Origin of the sequence: Bacillus sp. FJAT-44742 (assembly GCF_002797315.1) — a bacterium.
Lineage (GTDB): Bacteria > Bacillota > Bacilli > Bacillales > Marinococcaceae > Thalassorhabdus > Thalassorhabdus alkalitolerans.
On the sequence record NZ_KZ454937.1, the window covers coordinates 1 to 19,623 of the forward strand.

Consider the following 19,623-nt stretch of genomic DNA (forward strand, 5'->3'; position numbering starts at 1 on the left):
ATCACCACGGCCATCTTGGATCGCCTTCTCCATCGCTCGGAAGTCGTTCACTTGAATGGCGGCAGTCATCGAATTAAGTATCGTAAATCTTTGTTTCAAGCGAAAAGTGCTCAAAAATAACGAGCAAAAAATGTTCATTTCCACTTGACGGTTACAACTGGATAAAAAGTGCATAATCCAACGTTAAAACAAAGGTTTCTTGGTAAGATTATACGTTTCTTCAAACGTTGTTTTATTTCTTCTTACAAACATACCGTTGGGGCAGGCAAACTAACTAGCAGGGGAAACACAAATTCAAAGAAAAACTAAAAAAAGAACAAAGTGTTCATTATATGACACAAGTATGGTAAAATGAGGGAAATATCCTAAGGAAATGGGGGATTTTCATGAGAAGCCGTCTGGAAGATAAGGTCTGGGGACGTTTAAAAACAAAGCAAGAAACTATTCAGGGCCGGAAAGAAAAGAGAGAGCATTCTGATCCACCCTTATCAAAAGAATGGATGGAACTGGTAGAAGAAGCGATGGAATCAAAGGTGACTAAAGAGGAGTTTTATGATTTTTTGCTTGCTGAACAGCGTAAAAAACAACAGTGATTCACTAACAGATCATTTGTTTTAATCGAGGTGAATACTTTTATTATAAAGGTATTAAAAGGATGTGTAATTATTATTACTCTTCTATCTAGTTAGTCTACCAAGTTCTAATAGCATCGTGGCTTCAAGTTCTGCATACAGTTTCTCGACCGTGAAATAAGGACAGGCGATCGTAAAGGATCCAGTAAGTACAATTCATGATAGCCCTTAAACGTGCTGGCGACCTTTAGAACTCTCCCTCGTTTCAGAAAAACAGAGGTATGGCAAGGCTTTGAGTGAGCCTTGCTTTTTTGTGGTGTTAAACTACTGAAAGAAGGGATCAAGTTTTAGGCTAGAGAAAAGAGGAATGTATGGGACAACTAGGTACTAAGCTCATATTCTTAAAAGGAATGATGTTTAAGGGGAGAGACACTTTTACGTCTTATTCTCCTGGTAACGATTTTATAAGCCAGCTTTTACCCTTCTATCTCCATGTCGTCTAATCCAAAAGCAGTGTGTAACACTTGCACGGCTTTCTTACTTGCCTTTTCAGGTATCATGCAAGAAACCTTAATTTCAGAAGTATTAGTCATTTTGATTTGGATATCATTGCGGCTTAATGTGTCAAACATTTTTGCGGCAACGCCTGGATTCGTAATCATCCCGGAGCCCACGATGGATACTTTTGCTAGGTCAGTTTCGGACACCGCTTCAGTAAAACGGAGCTGTTCTTGGTTCCTGTTGATCACTTCACTTGTTTTATGGAGGTCATCTTTGTGAATTGTAAAAGAGATGTCGAAGGTTTCTTCTCCATGTTCGCTTTGGACAATCATATCCACATTAATATTTTGGTCAGCCAATAGGTGAAATACAGATGACATGACTCCAGTCTGATTAGGCAGACCTAACAACTTAACTTTCACGGCATCTCTGTCACTGGTTACACCGCTTATGATGATACTTTTTTCCATACGTCGTCCCCCCTGTATAGACGTTCCAATATTATCAGAAAAGCTGGATTGAACAGTTAATTTGACGTTATTGACTTTTGCACACTCGACAGCCCGGGGATGCAGCACAACAGCCCCTAGGGTGGCTAGTTCAAGCATTTCGTCATGAGAAATGGAAGATAGTTTTTTTGCCCGGGGCACAATTCGTGGATCAGCGGTAAAAACACCTTCCACGTCTGTATTAATCTCACAACGTTCAGCTTTAATAGCACCCGCAATAGCGACAGCTGTGGTATCGGATCCGCCCCGGCCTAGCGTAGCAACTTCTCCCTCTTCGGTCACACCTTGAAAGCCCGCAATGATGACAACTTTGTCTTTTTCTAATTCATTCATGACACGGTCTGGTGTAATATCGAGAATACGAGCGTTTCCATGGGCGGGTTCTGTTTGAATCCCGGCCTGCCACCCAGTTAAGGAAACAGATGAGAGGCCTAATTCATGCAAAGCCATCGACAATAAAGCCATGGATACTTGTTCTCCAGTCATCACTAACATATCCATTTCCCTGGGAGGAGGGTGCTCTGAAACCCGGCGTCCTAATTCCACAAGCTCATCCGTTGTATCCCCCATAGCAGATACAACAGCCACGACTTGTTGGCCTTCCTGAGTGAGTTTTTGAATCCGTCTTGCCACGTTTTTAATTTTATCTACATTTGCTACAGAAGAGCCTCCATATTTTTGGACAATAACACCCATGTTTTCCCTCCTTTTATTTTTTCTGTTTATTTACCAAATCATTTTAGTATGAGCCAAAGAACGTGCTTTATAAACTGGAAGGTAATTCAACAAATGCCTTTAGATATAGCTCATATTAAGAGACGTTTTTTCCTAAAAATAAGTAAGCGGATGCTAACTTGACATTTACCTGAATGGGAGGAGGACATTGAACTGTCTATTACAAAAATAAACACACACCTTCGGAAACCTCAAGTTGAAGATGGGGAAAGTGTATGGACCTTAGTGAAACGGACTGGCGTCCTTGATGTCAATTCCCCTTATTATTACATCGTTATGTCGAAGTATTTTGCTGACACATGCGTAGTGGCTGAAAAGGAAGAAGACATTGTAGGGTTTGCTTCAGCTTTTATGCAGCCTCAGGCGGCAGACACTATTTTTTTATGGCAAATTGCAGTTGATGAATCTCAGCGAGGAGAGGGACTGGCAGGGGACCTTCTCAAGGAAATTATCAAGAGGGACGAGTGTCAACATGTTCGTTTTCTGGAAACCACCATTACCCCTTCCAATGAGGCCTCTCAAGCATTATTTACGAAGCTTGCTGATGAATTGGATACTAGGATCCAGGTCGTAAATAGTTTTTCGAAAAAGTTATTTCCGGATGACGATCAAGAGGTAGAAAGACTGTATCGCATCGGGCCGTTTATGCCACAAACCATTAAAGGAGGTCATTAATTTGGAAAAAGAAGCGACAACTCACCCGCCCTTAGATGTGTTTGAAGAACATGAATCTGAAGTTCGAAGTTATTGCCGCAGTTTTCCAACTGTCTTTGAGAAAGCGGAAGGCTATAAACTTTCGGATGTGAATGGGAATGAGTTTATTGATTTTTTTGCAGGGGCTGGGGTGGTGAATTATGGACATAACCATCCGAAAATGCAGGAAAAGGTTCTTAGCTATGTAAAGAATGGCGGAGTCATTCATGGGCTCGATATGGCAACCAAGGCAAAAGAAGAATTTTTAACAAGGTTTCGTGAAGTCATCCTCGATCCTCGTAATTTGAACCATAAAGTTATGTTTCCTGGACCGACAGGAACAAACTCGGTAGAAAGCGCATTGAAGTTAGCGCGTAAAATTACTGGCCGTGAGTCCATCATGAGTTTTACCAATGCTTTTCACGGGATGACACTAGGATCCTTGTCGATTACGGGTAACGAATTTAAAAGGCATGGGGCAGGTATTCCTTTGCATAACGGGGTATCCATGCCATTTGATGGATTTTTGGGAGAAGGACAGGACACAGTGAAATATATAGAACGATTTTTAGAAGATAGTGGCAGTGGCGTGTCCCTTCCCGCCGCGATAATTTTTGAAACCGTGCAAGGAGAGGGAGGGATCAACGTTGCCAGCTTTGAGTGGATAAAAAGAATCGAGGAGCTTTGCCGCCGCTGGGACATCTTATTAATAATTGATGACATTCAGGCGGGAGTAGGACGTACGGGGCCGTTTTTTAGTTTTGAGCCGGCAGGTATCAACCCGGATATGATATGTGTATCAAAATCGATTGGCGGTTTTGGCCTTCCATTAGCCTTGACGTTATTTAAACCCGAGCATGATATTTGGGAGCCTGGAGAGCATAACGGGACCTTCCGAGGGAATAACCTGGCCTTTGTAACAGCAACAGAGGCGTTAAGCTTTTGGGAAGATGACAGCCTTGAAAAAGAGGTGGCGCGAAAAGGAAAAATGGTTTATGATTTTTTATCTAATCTGCAAGCTCAGTATCCGCAGTTTATTACAGATGTTAGGGGTAGAGGGTTATTCTATGGAATGGAATGCAGCAAAGAAGGCTTAGCCAGCGCCATTTGTTGTGCCGCGTTTGAACGTGGCCTTATTATGGAAACGGCAGGAAGTGAAGACCAGGTTGCGAAAGTCATGCCTCCATTAACCATTGATGAGGAAGGCTTAAAGAAAGGATTACACATTCTGTCAGAAAGCATCAAGGCCAGTGTCTAAGGTAATTCAGAGAAGATGCTTCATTTTTAAGTTGGAAGTGGAGGAAAGGTATGGAGGGTTCTAAAACATTTAATGTTGCGATTGTAGGAGCTACAGGAGCAGTAGGTGCTCAAATGTTAAAGGTTTTGGAAGAAAGAGACTTTCCTATAAAGCAGTTAATTCCTTTAGCATCGGCAAGGTCTGCTGGAAAAACAATAACCTTTAAAGGCAAAGAGATTACGATCAAAGAAACAACTCCGGAGGCCTTTAAAGGAGTAGATATCGCGCTATTTAGCGCAGGAGGTTCAATCAGTAAAACATTCGCACATGAAGCAGTGAAAAGAGGAGCCCTTGTCATTGATAATACCAGTGCGTTTCGTATGGACCCTGATGTTCCATTAGTTGTTCCAGAGGTGAATGCAGCAGAAATTTCAAACCACAAAGGAATTATCGCAAATCCCAATTGTTCGACGATACAAATGGTTGTGGCCCTACAACCCGTAAAGATAGAATACGGCATTAAACGAATTGTGGTTTCTACGTACCAGGCCGTGTCAGGTGCCGGTTACGCAGCGATGAAAGAACTGAGGGAACAATCACAAGCCATCTTAGATGACAAGCCCTTTACACCGAAGAGTTTACCGGTCGCTTCGGAAGAGAAAAAGTATCAAATTGCTTTTAATGTCATTCCTCAGCTAGATGTATTTCAAGAGAATGGTTATACCTTTGAGGAAATGAAAATGATCAATGAAACCAAAAAAATAATGAACGACCAGGATATGGAGATAGCGGTTACATGTGTCAGGGTCCCTGTTTTCACCGGGCATTCTGAATCCATTTATGTAGAAGTAGAAAAAGAGATCAGCAATGTTCAGGAAGTCCGGGAAATTTTAGAAAAAGCGCCCGGGGTAGTAGTAAAGGATGACCCGAAAGAGCAGGTTTATCCTTTGCCTATTGATTGTGCCGGATGTCCAGACGTTTACGTTGGGCGTATACGCAAAGATTTAAATTATTCCCACGGGCTTCATCTGTGGGTCGTGTCCTGTAACTTGCTAAAAGGGGCAGCGTTTAACAGTATTCAGATCGCAGAAGCCTACATTAAGCAATGAATCAAAAGGGTGACCCATAAGTTACATTCTGTTTTATCGGTGAACCGTTTTTGTGGTTTGTGTAAGCAAAGGCGATAGGCGAGATCTGACTTATAAAAACAACAGAGGTCTTAAGGGTTTGGAAAATAAGGAATCATGCAGATCACGTGCCTTAGAATCAAAAGGATGTATAGATAAAGAACCTAAAAAGTTTCCTTTCGTGGAGGCTTTTTTTGTTGTGCTAAGCCATTTTTTATTCGTATGCGTGGAAGTTTGCACGAGGTAAATTCAACCAGAAAAATGGAAGAAAGTGAATTAATAAGCAGTAAAATACTGACAAACTATAAAGGTGAGAAAATTTATGACGTATGAAAGCTCACCAGCAACAAACGAAAACTTTTCCGTTGTGTAAAAGAAGCATCATCACTTATATGAATAACAGCTTATTTTATAAAGGGGGCAGGTCTTTAATGGGTAAATACGGGTATCCGTCTGAACAAGGTTTATATGATCCAAGAAATGAACATGAGGCGTGTGGAATCGGGATGATTGCTAATATAAATGGAAAAAAATCACACGATATTGTTCAACACGGAGTCACCATTCTTTGCAATTTAGAGCACAGGGGCGGACAGTCAGCGGATATCCATACAGGAGACGGGGCTGGTATTATGACTCAGATCCCTTTTTCCTTCTTTAAACAGGAATGTGAAAAGCAAGATATAAACCTTCCTGAAGAGGGACGATATGGCGCAGGAAATGTTTTTCTTCCCCAGGACCCTGAGGCAAGAAAGATCTGTGAGGAGAAACTGGAAAAGATTATCCAAGAAGAGGGACAAACTTTTTTAGGATGGAGGTCCGTCCCTGTCAATGACTCTTTTGTGGGGGATAATGCTAAAAAATCCAAACCTTATATCCGGCAAGTGTTTATTGGGCAAGCTGCAGAAAAAATGGATGAAAAAGAATTTGAAAGAAAACTTTATATTATCCGAAAGCGAGCAGAAAAAGAAAATATAAAAAATTTCTCTGCAAGAAATAATAATGAAGGTTTTTATATTTGCAGTCTTTCTACCACGACTATCGTTTATAAAGGCATGTTGATTCCAGAACAGCTAGATTCTTTTTATATCGATCTGAATCACCCTGATTTCAAATCTGCCTTTGCGCTCGTACATTCCCGCTTCAGTACCAATACTTTTCCAAGCTGGGAACGCTCTCATCCTAACCGCATGACAATACACAACGGTGAATTTAACACAATCCGTGGAAACGTCAACTGGATGCGAGCACGGGAACGCTTTTGCCAGTCTGATTGTTTTCAGAAGGATGAATTGGATAAGCTGCTTCCAGTGATTGATACAGACGGAAGTGATTCTTCTATGTTTGATAATGCCTTTGAATTTCTTCATCTGTCAGGACGGTCACTCGCCCATACTGCCATGATGATGATTCCCGAACCTTGGGCCAACCTAGAGAATATGGATGAGGAAAAGCGAGCCTTTTATGAGTATCATAGCTGTTTAATGGAACCGTGGGATGGCCCGGCCGCTGTGATATTTACGGATGGCAAGCAAATAGGAGCTTGTCTGGACCGCAACGGGTTACGGCCCGCAAGATATTATGTGACAAAAGATGGCTTGATCATTTTTGGTTCGGAGGTCGGTGTCCTGGATGTATACCCTGAAGATATTGTTTCTAAAGAACGTCTTTCCCCTGGGAAAATGCTTCTTGTTGACTTAGAAGAGGGGAAAATCATTCCTGATGATAAAATAAAAAAGGAAGTTTGTTCTAAGGAACCGTACCAAAAGTGGCTGACAAAATATATGCTAAACTACGACGACTTGCCTGAAGGGAGTGATTCTGGACACCCATCGTGGAACCAGGAAGAACTCATTCAGCAGCAAAAAGCCTTCGGCTATACTGTGGAAGAGCTGAATAAAATACTAAAACCAATGATAACCGACAGAAAAGATCCAGTAGGATCGATGGGGTATGATTCACCACTAGCTGTATTATCTAAAAAGCCTCAGCTTCTATATAACTATTTTAAGCAGCTGTTTGCCCAAGTCACCAATCCTCCGATTGATGCCATCAGGGAAAAAGTGATTACCTCGGTAGTCACAACGATTGGGGCTGAAGGAAATTTGGCTGAACCAACACCGGAAAGCTGCAGGAAAATTCGCTTGGAAACCCCGGTATTAAGCCAGAAACACTTTGAAAAGCTTAGAAATAATGAAATGGAAGGCTTTAAATCTCATACATTGTCTATATTATTTGATGCAAAAAGCAGCAACCTCCAGCTCCAAAGGTCATTAGATACGTTATTTAAGAAGGCGGAGAATGCCATTGAAAAAGGGGCTACTCTGTTGATTCTGTCAGACCAGGGAGTAACAGAAAAAGAAGCGGCTATGCCAGCTTTACTGGCAGTAGCAGGGCTCCATCACCACTTAATTCGAAATAATAAGCGAACAAAAGTGAGCATTCTGCTGGAGTCAGGCGAACCAAGAGAAGTACATCACTTTGCAGCTCTCTTAGGGTACGGCGCTGAGGCCGTTTATCCTTATCTTGCCTTTGCTTCTTTGAATGATTTAATCCAAAAGGGGGACATTCGCAGTGTTTCTTATGATGAAGCTGTTGACACTTATATACAAGCAGCAACCGATGGGATTGTTAAGGTGTTATCGAAAATGGGGATATCAACCATTCAAAGTTATCGAGGGGCGCAAATCTTTGAAGCGGTAGGTATTCATTCAAATGTGATAGACAGATACTTTACAAGGACCTCTTCCCGCTTGGGGGGGATTGACCTGGAAATGATAGAAAAAGAAGTATTAATGAGACACAAGAATGCCTTCTATGAAAAAAGAAATGGAGAACTTACCCTTGAGACGGGTGATGATTTTCAGTGGCGAAAACATGGCGAAGACCACCAGTATAACCCTCGAACGATTCATATACTGCAGCAGGCGTGTCGAAGCAATGATTATGATCTTTTTAAAAAATACTCCTGTTTAATTACAGACCGCGATCATAACCTTCAATCCTTGCGGGGGCTTCTTTCCTTTAAAGCACAAGAGCCTGTGCCTTTAGAAGAAGTAGAGTCTGTAGATTCCATATGCCGCCGCTTTAAAACAGGAGCCATGTCATATGGCTCTATTAGTGAAGAAGCTCATGAATCATTAGCTATTGCTATGAACAGGATAGGTGGAAAAAGCAATTCCGGGGAAGGAGGAGAGACCCCTGAAAGGTTTACCGCTGACCCAAACGGAGACCTTCGACGAAGTGCAATAAAACAAGTGGCTTCCGGACGCTTTGGAGTGAACAATTATTATTTACACAATGCTGATGAAATCCAAATAAAAATTGCTCAGGGAGCTAAGCCTGGTGAGGGCGGTCATCTTCCCGGGAAAAAGGTCTACCCATGGATTGCTGAAGTAAGAGGATCAACACCGGGTGTAGCTTTAATATCGCCCCCGCCCCACCATGATATCTATTCCATAGAAGACCTTGCTGAACTGATTCACAACTTAAAAAACGCTAATCCAGAGGCTAGGATCAGCGTCAAGCTTGTGTCTGCGGCCGGAGTTGGTACCATTGCAGCCGGGGTTGCTAAAGGACGAGCCGATCTTGTACTGATCAGTGGTTACGATGGCGGCACAGGAGCCGCCCCCCGAACGAGTTTAAAGCATGCTGGTATGCCATGGGAAATCGGCCTGGCAGAAACCCATCAAACCTTATTATTGAATAGACTCCGAGATCGTATTGTTGTCGAGACTGATGGGAAAATGATGACTGGAAGAGATGTGGTGATAGCTTCATTACTTGGAGCAGAGGAGTTTGGGTTTTCTACAGCTCCTTTGGTAGTCCTGGGCTGTATCATGATGCGGGTGTGTCATTTGGATACGTGCCCTGTGGGTGTAGCGACCCAAAATCCGGAATTAAGAAAAAAATTCACCGGAACTCCTGACCATGTTGTGAACTTTATGAAATTTATAGCCATGGAAGTTCGGGAATTGATGGCAGAATTAGGCTTTCGTACAGTTAATGAAATGATAGGGAGAACAGATGTCCTTCAAGCTGACACTGCCGTAAACCACTGGAAAACCAAAGGAATAAATTTGGAGAATCTTTTATACCAGCCTGATGTCCCGGCGGAAGTCAAGCGACATGCAGCAGTAGAACAAGTACACGGCCTAGACAAAACCTTGGATAAACAAGAGCTTATCCCTCTCTGTAAACGAGCAATTGAAAAAGGCGAGCCTTTCGAAGTGACTCTCCCGATACGAAATATTAACCGTGTAGCTGGAACGCTCCTGGGCAGCGAAATAACGAAACGTCACGGTCAGGAAGGTCTTCCTGAGGATACGATTCGTATCAAATTCAAAGGGTCAGCGGGTCAGAGCTTTGGTGCCTTCATTCCGCAAGGTTTGACCATGACCCTTGTAGGGGATGCAAATGATTATGTAGGAAAAGGAATTTCAGGCGGAAAGATCATTGTTTATCCTTCTAAGAAATCAACCTTTGACTCCTCAAAGAATACAATTATCGGCAATGTATCCTTCTACGGAGCCAGTAGTGGGGAAGCCTACGTTAACGGCCTGGCTGGCGAGCGGTTTTGTGTAAGAAACAGCGGGATAAGCGCTGTGGTAGAAGGGGTAGGAGATCATGGTTGTGAATACATGACAGGAGGGAAAGTAATTGTACTAGGTAGGGCGGGGAAAAACTTTGCCGCAGGAATGTCAGGCGGCACAGCTTATGTTCTTACTGAGTCTTTTAGTGAATTTGAGGACTCCTGCAATACAGAACAGGTGCTTCTTCAATCGTTGAGTGACCCCCAAGAACAAGAAGAAGTTTATCAAATGATTGCAAGGCATGTGGAGTATACCCAGAGCCCTAAAGGCAAGAGAGTGTTGGACAAATGGAATGCCCTCCTTCCCAAATTTGTAAAAGTGATCCCTAAGGATTACTTGGAGATGAATGAAAGAATTAAGCACCATGAAGCACGAGGTCTTAGTAAGTATGAAGCCGCCCTGGAGGCTTTTAATGAAAGTAACAAAGAGGTAGAAGGAAAAAAAGAACCTAGAAGGCTGGAGGGGTAGGCAATGGGAAAACCAACTGGCTTTATGGATTATCAGAGGCAAACCTGGCCTGAACGTGACCCTTGGGAACGAAGGAAAGATTGGGAAGATTATACCTTGCCGCTGGCGGAAAAAGAAGTGCAGATACAGGGGGCCCGCTGTATGGACTGTGGGATCCCTACTTGCCATATGGGCACAAACCTTAATGGAATGACCACTGGCTGTCCTGTGTATCATTTAATTCCGGAATGGAATGACCTTGTTTACCAGGGACAGTGGCAAGAAGCTTTACGAAGAGAACATAGAATGAATAATTTCCCTGAATTCACCGGTTTTGCATGTCCGGCTCCCTGTGAGGGCGCTTGTGTGCTTGGAATTAACGAGCCTCCAGTGGCCATTCGGACGATTGAAAGGGCAATCATTGAAAAAGGATTCGAAGAAGGATGGGTGCAACCAGAACCTCCGTCCAGACGGACAGGGAAAAAGGTCGCGGTGATCGGTTCTGGACCAGCCGGCTTAGCATGTGCGGCCCAGCTTAATAAAGCAGGTCATTGGGTTACCGTCTATGAACGAAACGACAGACCAGGCGGCTTGTTGACTTACGGGATACCTGAAATGAAGCTGCCTTATCATATTGTGGAGCGGCGTGTGAATCTATTAAAAGAAGAAGGAATCACTTTTGTTATGAATACCGAGGTAGGAAAAGGCATTTCGTTAAGGGATTTGCATGAGCAATATGACGCTGTCATTTTGTGTGGTGGAGCAGCAGTTCATCGAGATTTAGACATTGAAGGCAGAGAATTAAAAGGAATTCACTTTGCGATGGAATTTCTTCATAAGAATACGAAAAGTTTGTTGGATTCTAATTTGGAAGATGGTAATTATATTTCTGCCGAAGGAAAAGACGTCATTGTGATTGGCGGCGGTGATACAGGAACAGACTGCTTGGCAACGTCTGTGCGCCATAACTGTAAGAGCCTCACTCAATTTGATTATCATGTCAAGAAATCAACAGAACGTCTGGATGATAACCCCTGGCCCCAATGGCCAGTGATACACAGAGTGGAGTACGGCCATAAGGAAGCAGAAGCTGTCTTTGGTAAAGACCCCCGGGCCTATACTGTTGTTACCAAGAAATTTGTTGGTGACGAAGAAGGCCGCGTCATGGAGGTTCATACGATCAACGTGGAAGAACTCATAGATGCGACGGGCAAGAAAGTAAAAAAAGAAATTCCCGGAACGGAGAGAGTATGGCCTGCTCAATTAGTATTACTGGCGATCGGTTTTACTGGTCCAGAGCAATCCATAATTAAAAGCCTGGGGATTGAAACGAATGAGAGGTCAAATGTAAAAGCAGAGTATGGAAAGTACCAGACAAACGTTAAAGGAATATTTGCAGCAGGTGACATGCGCAGAGGGCAAAGCTTGATCGTATGGGCGATTAATGAAGGAAGAGAAGCGGCAAGAGAATGCGATCGTTATTTAATGGGGAACACTGATCTTCCATAAGAAAGGGCCTGGCAAAAAAGCCAGGCCTTAAACAGTTGTAGCACGACAAGAGCTTGAGCCAGATAGGTAGAATCCATGGATTATTATATGATCTTAGCATTTTCTTCTTTAATGGTCTCTGACTTTGATACTTCACTGTCACAAGTCTTCAACGATATTCCCTCGGCTAAAATATTGACATCAACCACTGGTCTCCGTTTACAAGCTTGTATCCATGGAATTTTCTGAACAGATCCTTTCTAAGGTAATTATAGCCTTTGCTTTGATCTTCTGTTATCCATCCGGTTACTTCCTGAAAAAACAGAGCTATTCGCTCCCTTAGTTTTCGTTCAACCTATTTAAAATCATATTGTGGTTGCGATCGACAAGGAATAGGTATCTTTTGATAAAGTTTATGTGATTTTATTAAACGTCTTTAGTAATCACATCTTCGTTGCTATTCCGCTCTAATTTCTCATTCACTTCTCTAAACCCTTGGATTGTTTGTGTTTCAAGCTGCGAAACTTGCTTTTCTAATTTATCAAACTTATCGTGAAGGCCTAGTATAGCCTTTAAGATTTCTTCCATAAATCTCCACCCTTTGATTTGATATCATTCCCCAAAGAAAAAGTTCAACCACCAGATTAACTTAACTTTAACTTACTGCGTGTTATTTGCGGTTTGTCATTTGTTCTGTAGGGTAGAACATAAAACAAAAAATGGGTAGTGGCCACTTTCTACACTATTAAGAAGGGAAGTGATTAATAGGATAAAAAAGTATATGCTAATACTAGGGGGATATTATAATGTCAAAAGAACTAATAGCTATTGTATTAAATACGAGTACCAGTTTTCTGTTGGTAATGGACCTATGGTTGCTGACATATATTTCTTTGACGTAAACGATAACATGGTAGCTACTGTTCAGATTGGTAACATGTCTGATGGTAATGTTTTGCGTATTGATTCAAAAGAGTTCGAACATAGGAGAGAGGACTTTCCCTTCCGCGAGTTTTTATTGTCATTTGTTAAACGCTGATAGAAAGGAAGGAGATACATAAGACCCCTTCCTTTTCCTTTAAATCAGTGATATATCATCAGATTTTTTCTTTAATTCTTGATACTTATTTAGTAAAACGTCTAGTTCCTGACTACAATGAACGGTTCTTTCATCCGTTAGTCCATATCGTTTCGCTTTTTTATACATCTTCTTCTTTTTAATCTTTATCATCCATTCCATAATCACTTTCATTTCATTGCTATCCTCCCATATGTAAATAAATTGGGCGTCTTAGCTGAAATGTTCTCGTTGAAAATCCAGACACATGCTCCATCATAAAGTAACAGACAAACGTTTTCCATAAAAAAAACTTTTTGTTAATAAATTGAAATATTGGTAAAAGTTTCAGCGGTGAAATTATATAGTTATTTACCCCCTAATGTAGGTAAAGATCTAACAGATAGCATCAATTATCTTGGAAGTGCAAGTGATAAATGAAGTGAACTACCCACCACTTATCGACCTTGCGGTCTAATTGAAGTGGGGCTTCTTGGGAAGTAGATGCTTTTGGTAGCCATCTATATTGACCAAGCTAACCGCGGTCTTCATCTCGATAGAGTGTCAATGCGGCGCTCAACGTCAAAAAAGAAGGCATTCGCTGCCTAATGATATAAACTCTTGGAACAAGGGAACGAAAATTTATATTGGGCAATCCTTCCCACACAAAATTCACATTGAGAGATCTTTTGTCTTTCGCTTCTTACGTACTCTTATTGTTATTGCTGTAATCGTTAACACAATGAAAATTAATCCTATCCCCATGTAGTTTAAGTATTCCACAAAGGCCTGTAACTCTGCTTCATTTTCTGGAAAGAAGGTAACAAGAAAGATGACAAAGGCAATGATTCCCGGAAGCCAGGGAGTCTTCCGTTTTGTTAGAAAGATTTCTCTAATGACCTCTACGGAAAGAAAAAATAAAAGCTTTACGGTGGTGAAGATGCTTAATACCCATACTGCTAAAAACACGGATTCAATCCTTTCAAATATGCCTCCGAGTTCAATTTCTTTAGCTACTTCAATGGTTGGAAAGACTATAATTTTCGCCGTGTCTACTGAAAAGATCATGTAGGAGATGATTACAATTCCAACATAGATTAACGTAGTAATTCCCACGCTGATGAACAGTGGTTTGTTTTTTACTTCTTTTTGGTGTAAAAAACCAAGCAAAAAAAATAAGGGAATAACAGAATTTAAAGCAAACAAAGGAAGAAAGACACCTTCAAAAACAGGAAACAAACCTTCTGCCAACACTGGAAACATTTTTTCAACCTCAGCGTTACCGATGTTTAAAACAATGACACCACTTAACGCTAGGATAATGGTGGGAACGAATAAGATATTTAAAAATACGATTCCTTCGATACCTTTTGAGGCGGCATAAGCACTTATAATCAACATGACCATCACAAGAACTTCAGTAGGAGTCTGGTCAAGCAAATACATTTTTGAGGCTATACCAAAATAGCGAAGGACCACAGCAGCTAACAATATAAAATACATGAGGAACAAAAGAATTAATGGAAAAGCAATCCATTTACTAAGAGGTCCTCTAAGCAAGTATTCAAAAACATTTTCTCGGATGAAGTGTTTTTGCCAAGTGACACAGAAATAGACTAAAAGGAGAATAATAAAACCGGCTAAAAGAACGGTTATCCATCCATCAGAGGTATCCAGACTTACGGCCAAATCTCTTGGGAGTGTTAAAATTCCTACTCCAAAACTGTATGAAATAAGGACACAACCTAATTCAGAAGCTTTCATTTCGTATTGATGAGGTTTTATGCTCATTGTTTGTCACCGACTTTGTTCTATAAGGTATGTTTTACATGGAGCTAAACAATATTATTTTCCATTTACTTCTTTTTATCTGTTTCCTTTCAAAATTCTCTCCTTTCCTAAGTATTTTTAATCATGAACCTGCACCAAAGCATTCAGAGAAGGCGGAAGTATTTAGCATCCGTCTTGGAGAATAATAAAAGGAACCTCTGAATAAAAGAGGTTCCTCTAGAAGGTAACGCTGCTGAGATTGCTGGTTCTGTTGACGAAATTGTTAAGACTCTGTTTCACTAACAAATTCGTTTTGATCTTGGCCAGAGTGAGCATTTTGATATCTTCTTTCCTAAGCATTATTTTGGTTTTGATTATTACTCTCACATTCAAATCCACAATTTTTGAGGGACCCAAGTAGGAAAATACGAGAATATAAGAGGTTAACATAACGAAAGAGCAAACACTGGTTCAGGTTATTTTCTTTCCCTGTAACTTGTGACTTTCCAAGGTTCCTTGAATTAGTACTTTCCATCCTTTTGATTTGGAGGTGTTGGAGAGGGTTTCAGGCTCCTTGACCTGGAAACAGGGTCAGGAATTTTTGGTTCGGTGAAAGTCTGACTATTACGCCGTTTGTCACTAAACTTCATAAGGAATTTCTAGAAAAATGAACCATACCAGATTTTCAAGTAGGCATTTTGATACTGTTATTGTCATATGTTCGCAAAAACAAACTGGGAAACAAAAGTGAAAATACAAAACCTTTCTTGCCTGTCCGTTTTTGTATAGAAAGGCTTTTTTCTTTCCAGTGTGATGTTATATTTATCGCCCAATGAGACAAATTTGTCTTTACCAAAATCAGAAATAGTGTCATCAATGACATTTCTTCTGTATTTTACAACCAAGACAAGATGATAACACATCAAGAACACTGAATGGTTATTACTATCTAATTTCATTGATATATCAATCCTTATTTGTTATAAGACTGATTATACTATATAGCATTCAAAAACAAAATCCTTTGGGCTATCGCCCAACCGACATTCATCTCCCCCTTACCGTTGTGCTTCGCCCTTCACACTCTTGAAGAGGGAGACTTCTGTCGGAAGTCCGTTAAAAAATGAAATGTTCTAATATTAATACTTTTATGTTAAATTGTTTATATTCAATTTAAACTCCTAACACATAGAGAAGATCTTTTTTCTGATTACCATAGTTTATACCGTACGATACGCAAATCTAATTTTGTGTTGTAGGTTAGGTGTCACTGATTTATATTTATTGTTTTACTCCGCTGGTGTGTTGCAATCTGGAAAACAAGCATTCGGATTGGCATAGAATTTGCATGAATGTAAGGTGGAAAGATAAAACCATCAGGGAGGAATCTAGTAATGAGAGAAGTAGTGATAGCAAGCGCCGCACGCACGCCAATTGGGAGTTTTGGAGGAAGCTTATCTTCTTTAAACGCAGTGGATTTGGGTGTGACTGCTGCAAAGAGTGCGATGGAAAGAGCAGGAATAAAACCGGAAGATATTGATGAAGTTCTGGTTGGCAACGTCTTATCTGCAGGGCTTGGTCAAAATGTTGCCCGTCAGGTTGGAATATACTCAGGGTTGCCTGAGACCACCCCCGCTGTCACCATTAATAAATTGTGTGGGTCTGGTCTGCGAACGGTAAGCATGGCTGCTCAGTTTATTGCTTTAGGGGATGCAGAAGTAGTACTCGCCGGTGGAGTAGAAAGCATGAGCAACGCTCCGTATGTGGTTCCATCAGCCCGCTGGGGTCAGCGGGCGGGGGAGGCCACAATGATTGATACGATGCTTACTGACGGGCTGATGGATAAATTTCACGGCATTCATATGGGCATTACTGCAGAAAATATTGCTGAGCAGTGGAGCTTCACACGTCAACAACAGGATGAGTTTGCCCTTGAGAGCCAAAAGAGGACAGAGAGGGCTCAAAAAGAAGGCTTGTTTGAAGAGGAAATCACACCGGTTTCTGTGCCGCAAAGAAAAGGGGAGCCTTTGATCATAAATAAGGATGAGTTTCCCAAACCGGGAATGACATTGGAAAAACTTGCTAGGCTTAAGCCGGCCTTCAAAAAAGAAGGGGCAGTGACAGCCGGTAATGCTTCAGGCATCAACGACGGGGCTGCCATGCTGATTGTGATGTCTAGGGAAAAAGCAGATAAGCTGGGAGTTGTCCCTTTAGCTATAATTAAATCATATGGAAGCGCTGCACTGGACCCTAAAATTATGGGGTATGGGCCTGTACCGGCTTCTGAGCAAGCATTAAAGCGGGCAGGCCTCACGGTTGAGGATTTGGACCTTGTCGAAGCCAATGAAGCTTTTGCCGCTCAGTCACTTGCGGTCGTTAAGGATTTAGGCCTGGATAAAGAGAAAGTAAACGTGAACGGCGGAGCGCTTGCTCTTGGGCATCCGATTGGTGCTTCCGGTGCACGCGTGCTGACAACCTTACTATATGAAATGAAACGTCGTAAAGCTAAGACGGGCTTAGCTACCCTTTGCATCGGCGGCGGGCAGGGAACGTCTTTAATTGTAGAGAGGAACTGATACGACTGCACAAAGAGCTTGGGTCCTTCCAGGCTCTTTTCGTTCATGTTTTTGGCGAAGAGAAAGAGAGGTCTAAGATGAATGAGTTAAAATGGCTGAAAGACATAACGTCTTACCCTCCATTAGTGTTAACCGAAGAAACAACCATAGAAAAAGCATGGGAGCAAATCTGTAATACCACAGACCAAGAAAAGGTTCCTGTGGTGGACAAAGAGAACAGGTTTAAAGGATTTATTGAAAAGCATACCTTAAAAAGTGCCTTGCAGCAGGGGAAAGATCCTTTTGAACCTATTAAAACATTATCCTTGCATAAAGAGATGGTATTTTATGAGGGAGCCCCTTTTTGGCCTGCCAGTAATGATGTTTCTTCCTTTGCCGTGATTGACAAGGAGGGGAGTTTTAAAGGAACGGTTCTGTCTTCTCACATGAAAAAGACATGGAATGAAAAAGTGTGGTATCCTTTCAAATTGCTTCATGGTTTTTTTCATGAATGGAACAATCCTGTATTACTTGTAAGCCAGGAAAAGGAAGTTATTTTTGCTAATGAAGCAGCAAAAGAGATGGTTGGGAAGGAAATTCGACCGGGAAAAGACCGTTTGGACCAAATCCTTTCAGAAAAGGAAAGTCTTCATCTTTTTAATGCGGACCATATCAGCGAGTCCGTTTCAACGGTGATTAGAGAAACCCTCTACACCATTGAAAAACTATATTTTACACCTTTTGACCAGGTAACGGTGACTGGGTTTGTTTTTATGCAAAAAAGAAGCGAGGAAGTTGCGGAGGAGAGAACAAAAGCCCTTGAGACGGTCATCGAGTCTTTATATGATGGCATTGTTACCGTGGATCAAAAAGGTTTGATCACCATGCTTAGTAATGAGTACGCAGACTTCCTGGGTGTCGACCCTAAAAAAGTAATAGGCAGGCATTGTACTGAGGTCATCGAAAACACACGAATGCATATTGTCGTAAAAACGGGAAAAGCAGAGATCGCTGACATGCAGAAATTAAAAGGAGATTACATGGTGGCAAGCAGGATCCCCATTATCAAAAATGGGGAAGTGATCGGCGCTGTCGGGAAGGTACTCTATAAAAATGTCAGTGGTTTTAATGCCCTGCATAAAAGAATAAAGAAAATGGAACAGGAATTAAAGCAATACAAAGGGCAATTAAAGGAAGAAACGAAAGCCAAGTATCATTTTTCAAGTATCATAGGTGAGAGCCTCGCTCTTCAAGAAGCCAAAGAAATAGCCCAGAAAGCAGCATCTTCTGAGTCTAATGTGCTGCTTCTTGGGGAAAGCGGGACCGGAAAGGAGCTATTTGCCCACTCCATTCATAATGCAAGTACACGGGCTCTTGGGTCATTTGTTAAGGTGAATTGCGCGGCGATTCCCTCAGATCTTCTTGAGTCCGAGTTATTTGGCTATGTAGAGGGTTCTTTTACTGGAGCAAAAAAAGGTGGGAAAAAGGGGAAGTTTGAAGCGGCTGATGGAGGAACTATTTTCCTTGATGAAATTGGAGAGCTCCCCCTACACATGCAAGTAAAATTTTTGAGAGTTCTCCAAGAAAAAGAAGTAGAGCGCATAGGGTCCGCTTATTCTACTCCCGTGAATGTAAGGATTATTGCAGCTACCAATCGGGATTTAGAGGCCATGATGAGTGAGGGAGAGTTTCGAACAGACCTTTTTTACCGTTTAAACGTCATGGCCGTTACTATTCCAAGCCTACGGGAAAGGGATAGAGATGTTCTTCTTCTGGCAGAGCATTTTAGGAAGAAGCTGATGAACCAGATTGGGAAAAATGTATCCGGTATTGGCCCGGAAGCCCAGCAATACCTCATGCATTATCCTTGGCCTGGAAATATACGAGAACTAGAAAACGTAATGGAAAGAGCTTTAAATATGGCTGAGGGTGGAGAGATAATTTCGGTTACCCATCTTCCCAGTAAGATAACGGGCCGCATGGGAGCCCTGTCTGTTCAACCCCTCGATGAGCTATTGCGTCAGACAGAAAAGAAAGCGCTTCAAGACTGTCTATACCAGACAGGGGGAAATAAAACAAAAGCTGCGAAGCTGCTTGGGGTCAGCAGGACCTCATTGTATGAAAAATTACAAAAATATTCCCTGAATGGATGAGAGAAAAGCTGAGAACATTTGCAGCTTTTCTTTTTTTTGTATATCAATTCCGAAAAGTGTACGGAAATTATTACACTGTACAAAGATTTGAATTAAGGTGTAAGGAAAAGTGAACACAATAACAAAAGAAGACATTGTTATGTTCATAAATCCGAACAGTAAAGTGAAAAACTTCATGTAAGCGCTT

Annotated in this window: 14 protein-coding genes and 1 pseudogene; 10 read left to right on the top strand and 5 right to left on the bottom strand. The window is 41.6% G+C overall.

Going from position 1 to position 19,623, the window contains the following annotated elements:
* The coding region (locus tag CEF17_RS18270; RefSeq protein WP_232725695.1) for an ATP-binding protein at positions 1-120 on the top strand (120 nt) is incomplete at its 5' end.
* 266 nt (positions 121-386) lie between these two features.
* A complete protein-coding gene (locus tag CEF17_RS18275; protein ID WP_100400966.1) occupies positions 387-593 on the top strand; it encodes an anti-repressor SinI family protein in 207 nt (68 codons plus the stop codon).
* A 455-nt stretch (positions 594-1,048) separates the two neighbouring features.
* Here CEF17_RS18275 and CEF17_RS18280 read toward each other — a convergent pair whose 3' ends face one another.
* Positions 1,049-2,278, bottom strand: coding sequence for an aspartate kinase (locus tag CEF17_RS18280; protein WP_100400967.1), 1,230 nt, complete (start codon positions 2,276-2,278; stop codon positions 1,049-1,051).
* A 207-nt stretch (positions 2,279-2,485) separates the two neighbouring features.
* Between CEF17_RS18280 and ectA the strand changes: the two genes are divergently transcribed.
* The 5 genes from ectA to CEF17_RS18305 all read left to right on the top strand — a co-directional run bounded on the left by ectA (position 2,486) and on the right by CEF17_RS18305 (position 11,922).
* Positions 2,486-2,992, top strand: coding sequence for a diaminobutyrate acetyltransferase (gene ectA, locus CEF17_RS18285; RefSeq protein ID WP_100400968.1), 507 nt, complete (start codon positions 2,486-2,488; stop codon positions 2,990-2,992).
* Between the two features lies 1 nt (position 2,993).
* Positions 2,994-4,268 carry a diaminobutyrate--2-oxoglutarate transaminase gene (ectB, locus tag CEF17_RS18290; RefSeq protein ID WP_442857465.1) on the top strand — a complete coding sequence of 425 codons (1,275 nt, stop codon included), beginning with the start codon at positions 2,994-2,996 and terminating at the stop codon, positions 4,266-4,268.
* Positions 4,269-4,318: 50 nt separating this feature from the next.
* A complete protein-coding gene (gene asd / locus CEF17_RS18295) occupies positions 4,319-5,356 on the top strand; it encodes an aspartate-semialdehyde dehydrogenase (RefSeq protein WP_100400970.1) in 1,038 nt (345 codons plus the stop codon).
* 449 nt (positions 5,357-5,805) lie between these two features.
* A complete protein-coding gene (gene gltB / locus CEF17_RS18300; protein WP_100401229.1) occupies positions 5,806-10,434 on the top strand; it encodes a glutamate synthase large subunit in 4,629 nt (1,542 codons plus the stop codon).
* A gap of 3 nt (positions 10,435-10,437) precedes the next feature.
* Positions 10,438-11,922, top strand: coding sequence for a glutamate synthase subunit beta (locus CEF17_RS18305; protein WP_100400971.1), 1,485 nt, complete (start codon positions 10,438-10,440; stop codon positions 11,920-11,922).
* A gap of 405 nt (positions 11,923-12,327) precedes the next feature.
* Here CEF17_RS18305 and CEF17_RS20165 read toward each other — a convergent pair whose 3' ends face one another.
* A complete protein-coding gene (locus CEF17_RS20165; RefSeq protein WP_157843090.1) occupies positions 12,328-12,489 on the bottom strand; it encodes a hypothetical protein in 162 nt (53 codons plus the stop codon).
* A 193-nt stretch (positions 12,490-12,682) separates the two neighbouring features.
* On the opposite strand from CEF17_RS20165, the gene CEF17_RS18310 reads away from it, so the two are divergent.
* Positions 12,683-12,940 (top strand): hypothetical protein, encoded by a 258-nt coding sequence (locus CEF17_RS18310; protein WP_100400972.1) that lies wholly within the window; start codon positions 12,683-12,685, stop codon positions 12,938-12,940.
* Positions 12,941-12,979: 39 nt separating this feature from the next.
* Here the strand turns inward: CEF17_RS18310 and CEF17_RS18315 are convergent, their stop codons facing one another.
* The 3 genes and pseudogenes from CEF17_RS18315 to CEF17_RS18325 all read right to left on the bottom strand — a co-directional run.
* Positions 12,980-13,141 carry an aspartyl-phosphate phosphatase Spo0E family protein gene (locus CEF17_RS18315; RefSeq protein WP_232725642.1) on the bottom strand — a complete coding sequence of 54 codons (162 nt, stop codon included), beginning with the start codon at positions 13,139-13,141 and terminating at the stop codon, positions 12,980-12,982.
* 489 nt (positions 13,142-13,630) lie between these two features.
* A complete protein-coding gene (locus CEF17_RS18320) occupies positions 13,631-14,749 on the bottom strand; it encodes a GerAB/ArcD/ProY family transporter (protein ID WP_100400974.1) in 1,119 nt (372 codons plus the stop codon).
* 785 nt (positions 14,750-15,534) lie between these two features.
* Positions 15,535-15,687 (bottom strand): annotated as a pseudogene (locus tag CEF17_RS18325) (transposase); the annotation flags it as partial.
* Between the two features lie 435 nt (positions 15,688-16,122).
* On the opposite strand from CEF17_RS18325, the gene CEF17_RS18330 reads away from it, so the two are divergent.
* On the top strand, positions 16,123-17,304 hold the full coding sequence (locus CEF17_RS18330; RefSeq protein WP_100400975.1) for an acetyl-CoA C-acetyltransferase: 1,182 nt from the start codon (positions 16,123-16,125) through the stop codon (positions 17,302-17,304).
* Positions 17,305-17,381: 77 nt separating this feature from the next.
* Complete coding sequence (locus CEF17_RS18335) at positions 17,382-19,436, top strand: sigma 54-interacting transcriptional regulator (RefSeq protein ID WP_157843091.1); 2,055 nt, start codon at positions 17,382-17,384, stop codon at positions 19,434-19,436.
* Positions 19,437-19,623 lie beyond the last annotated feature (187 nt).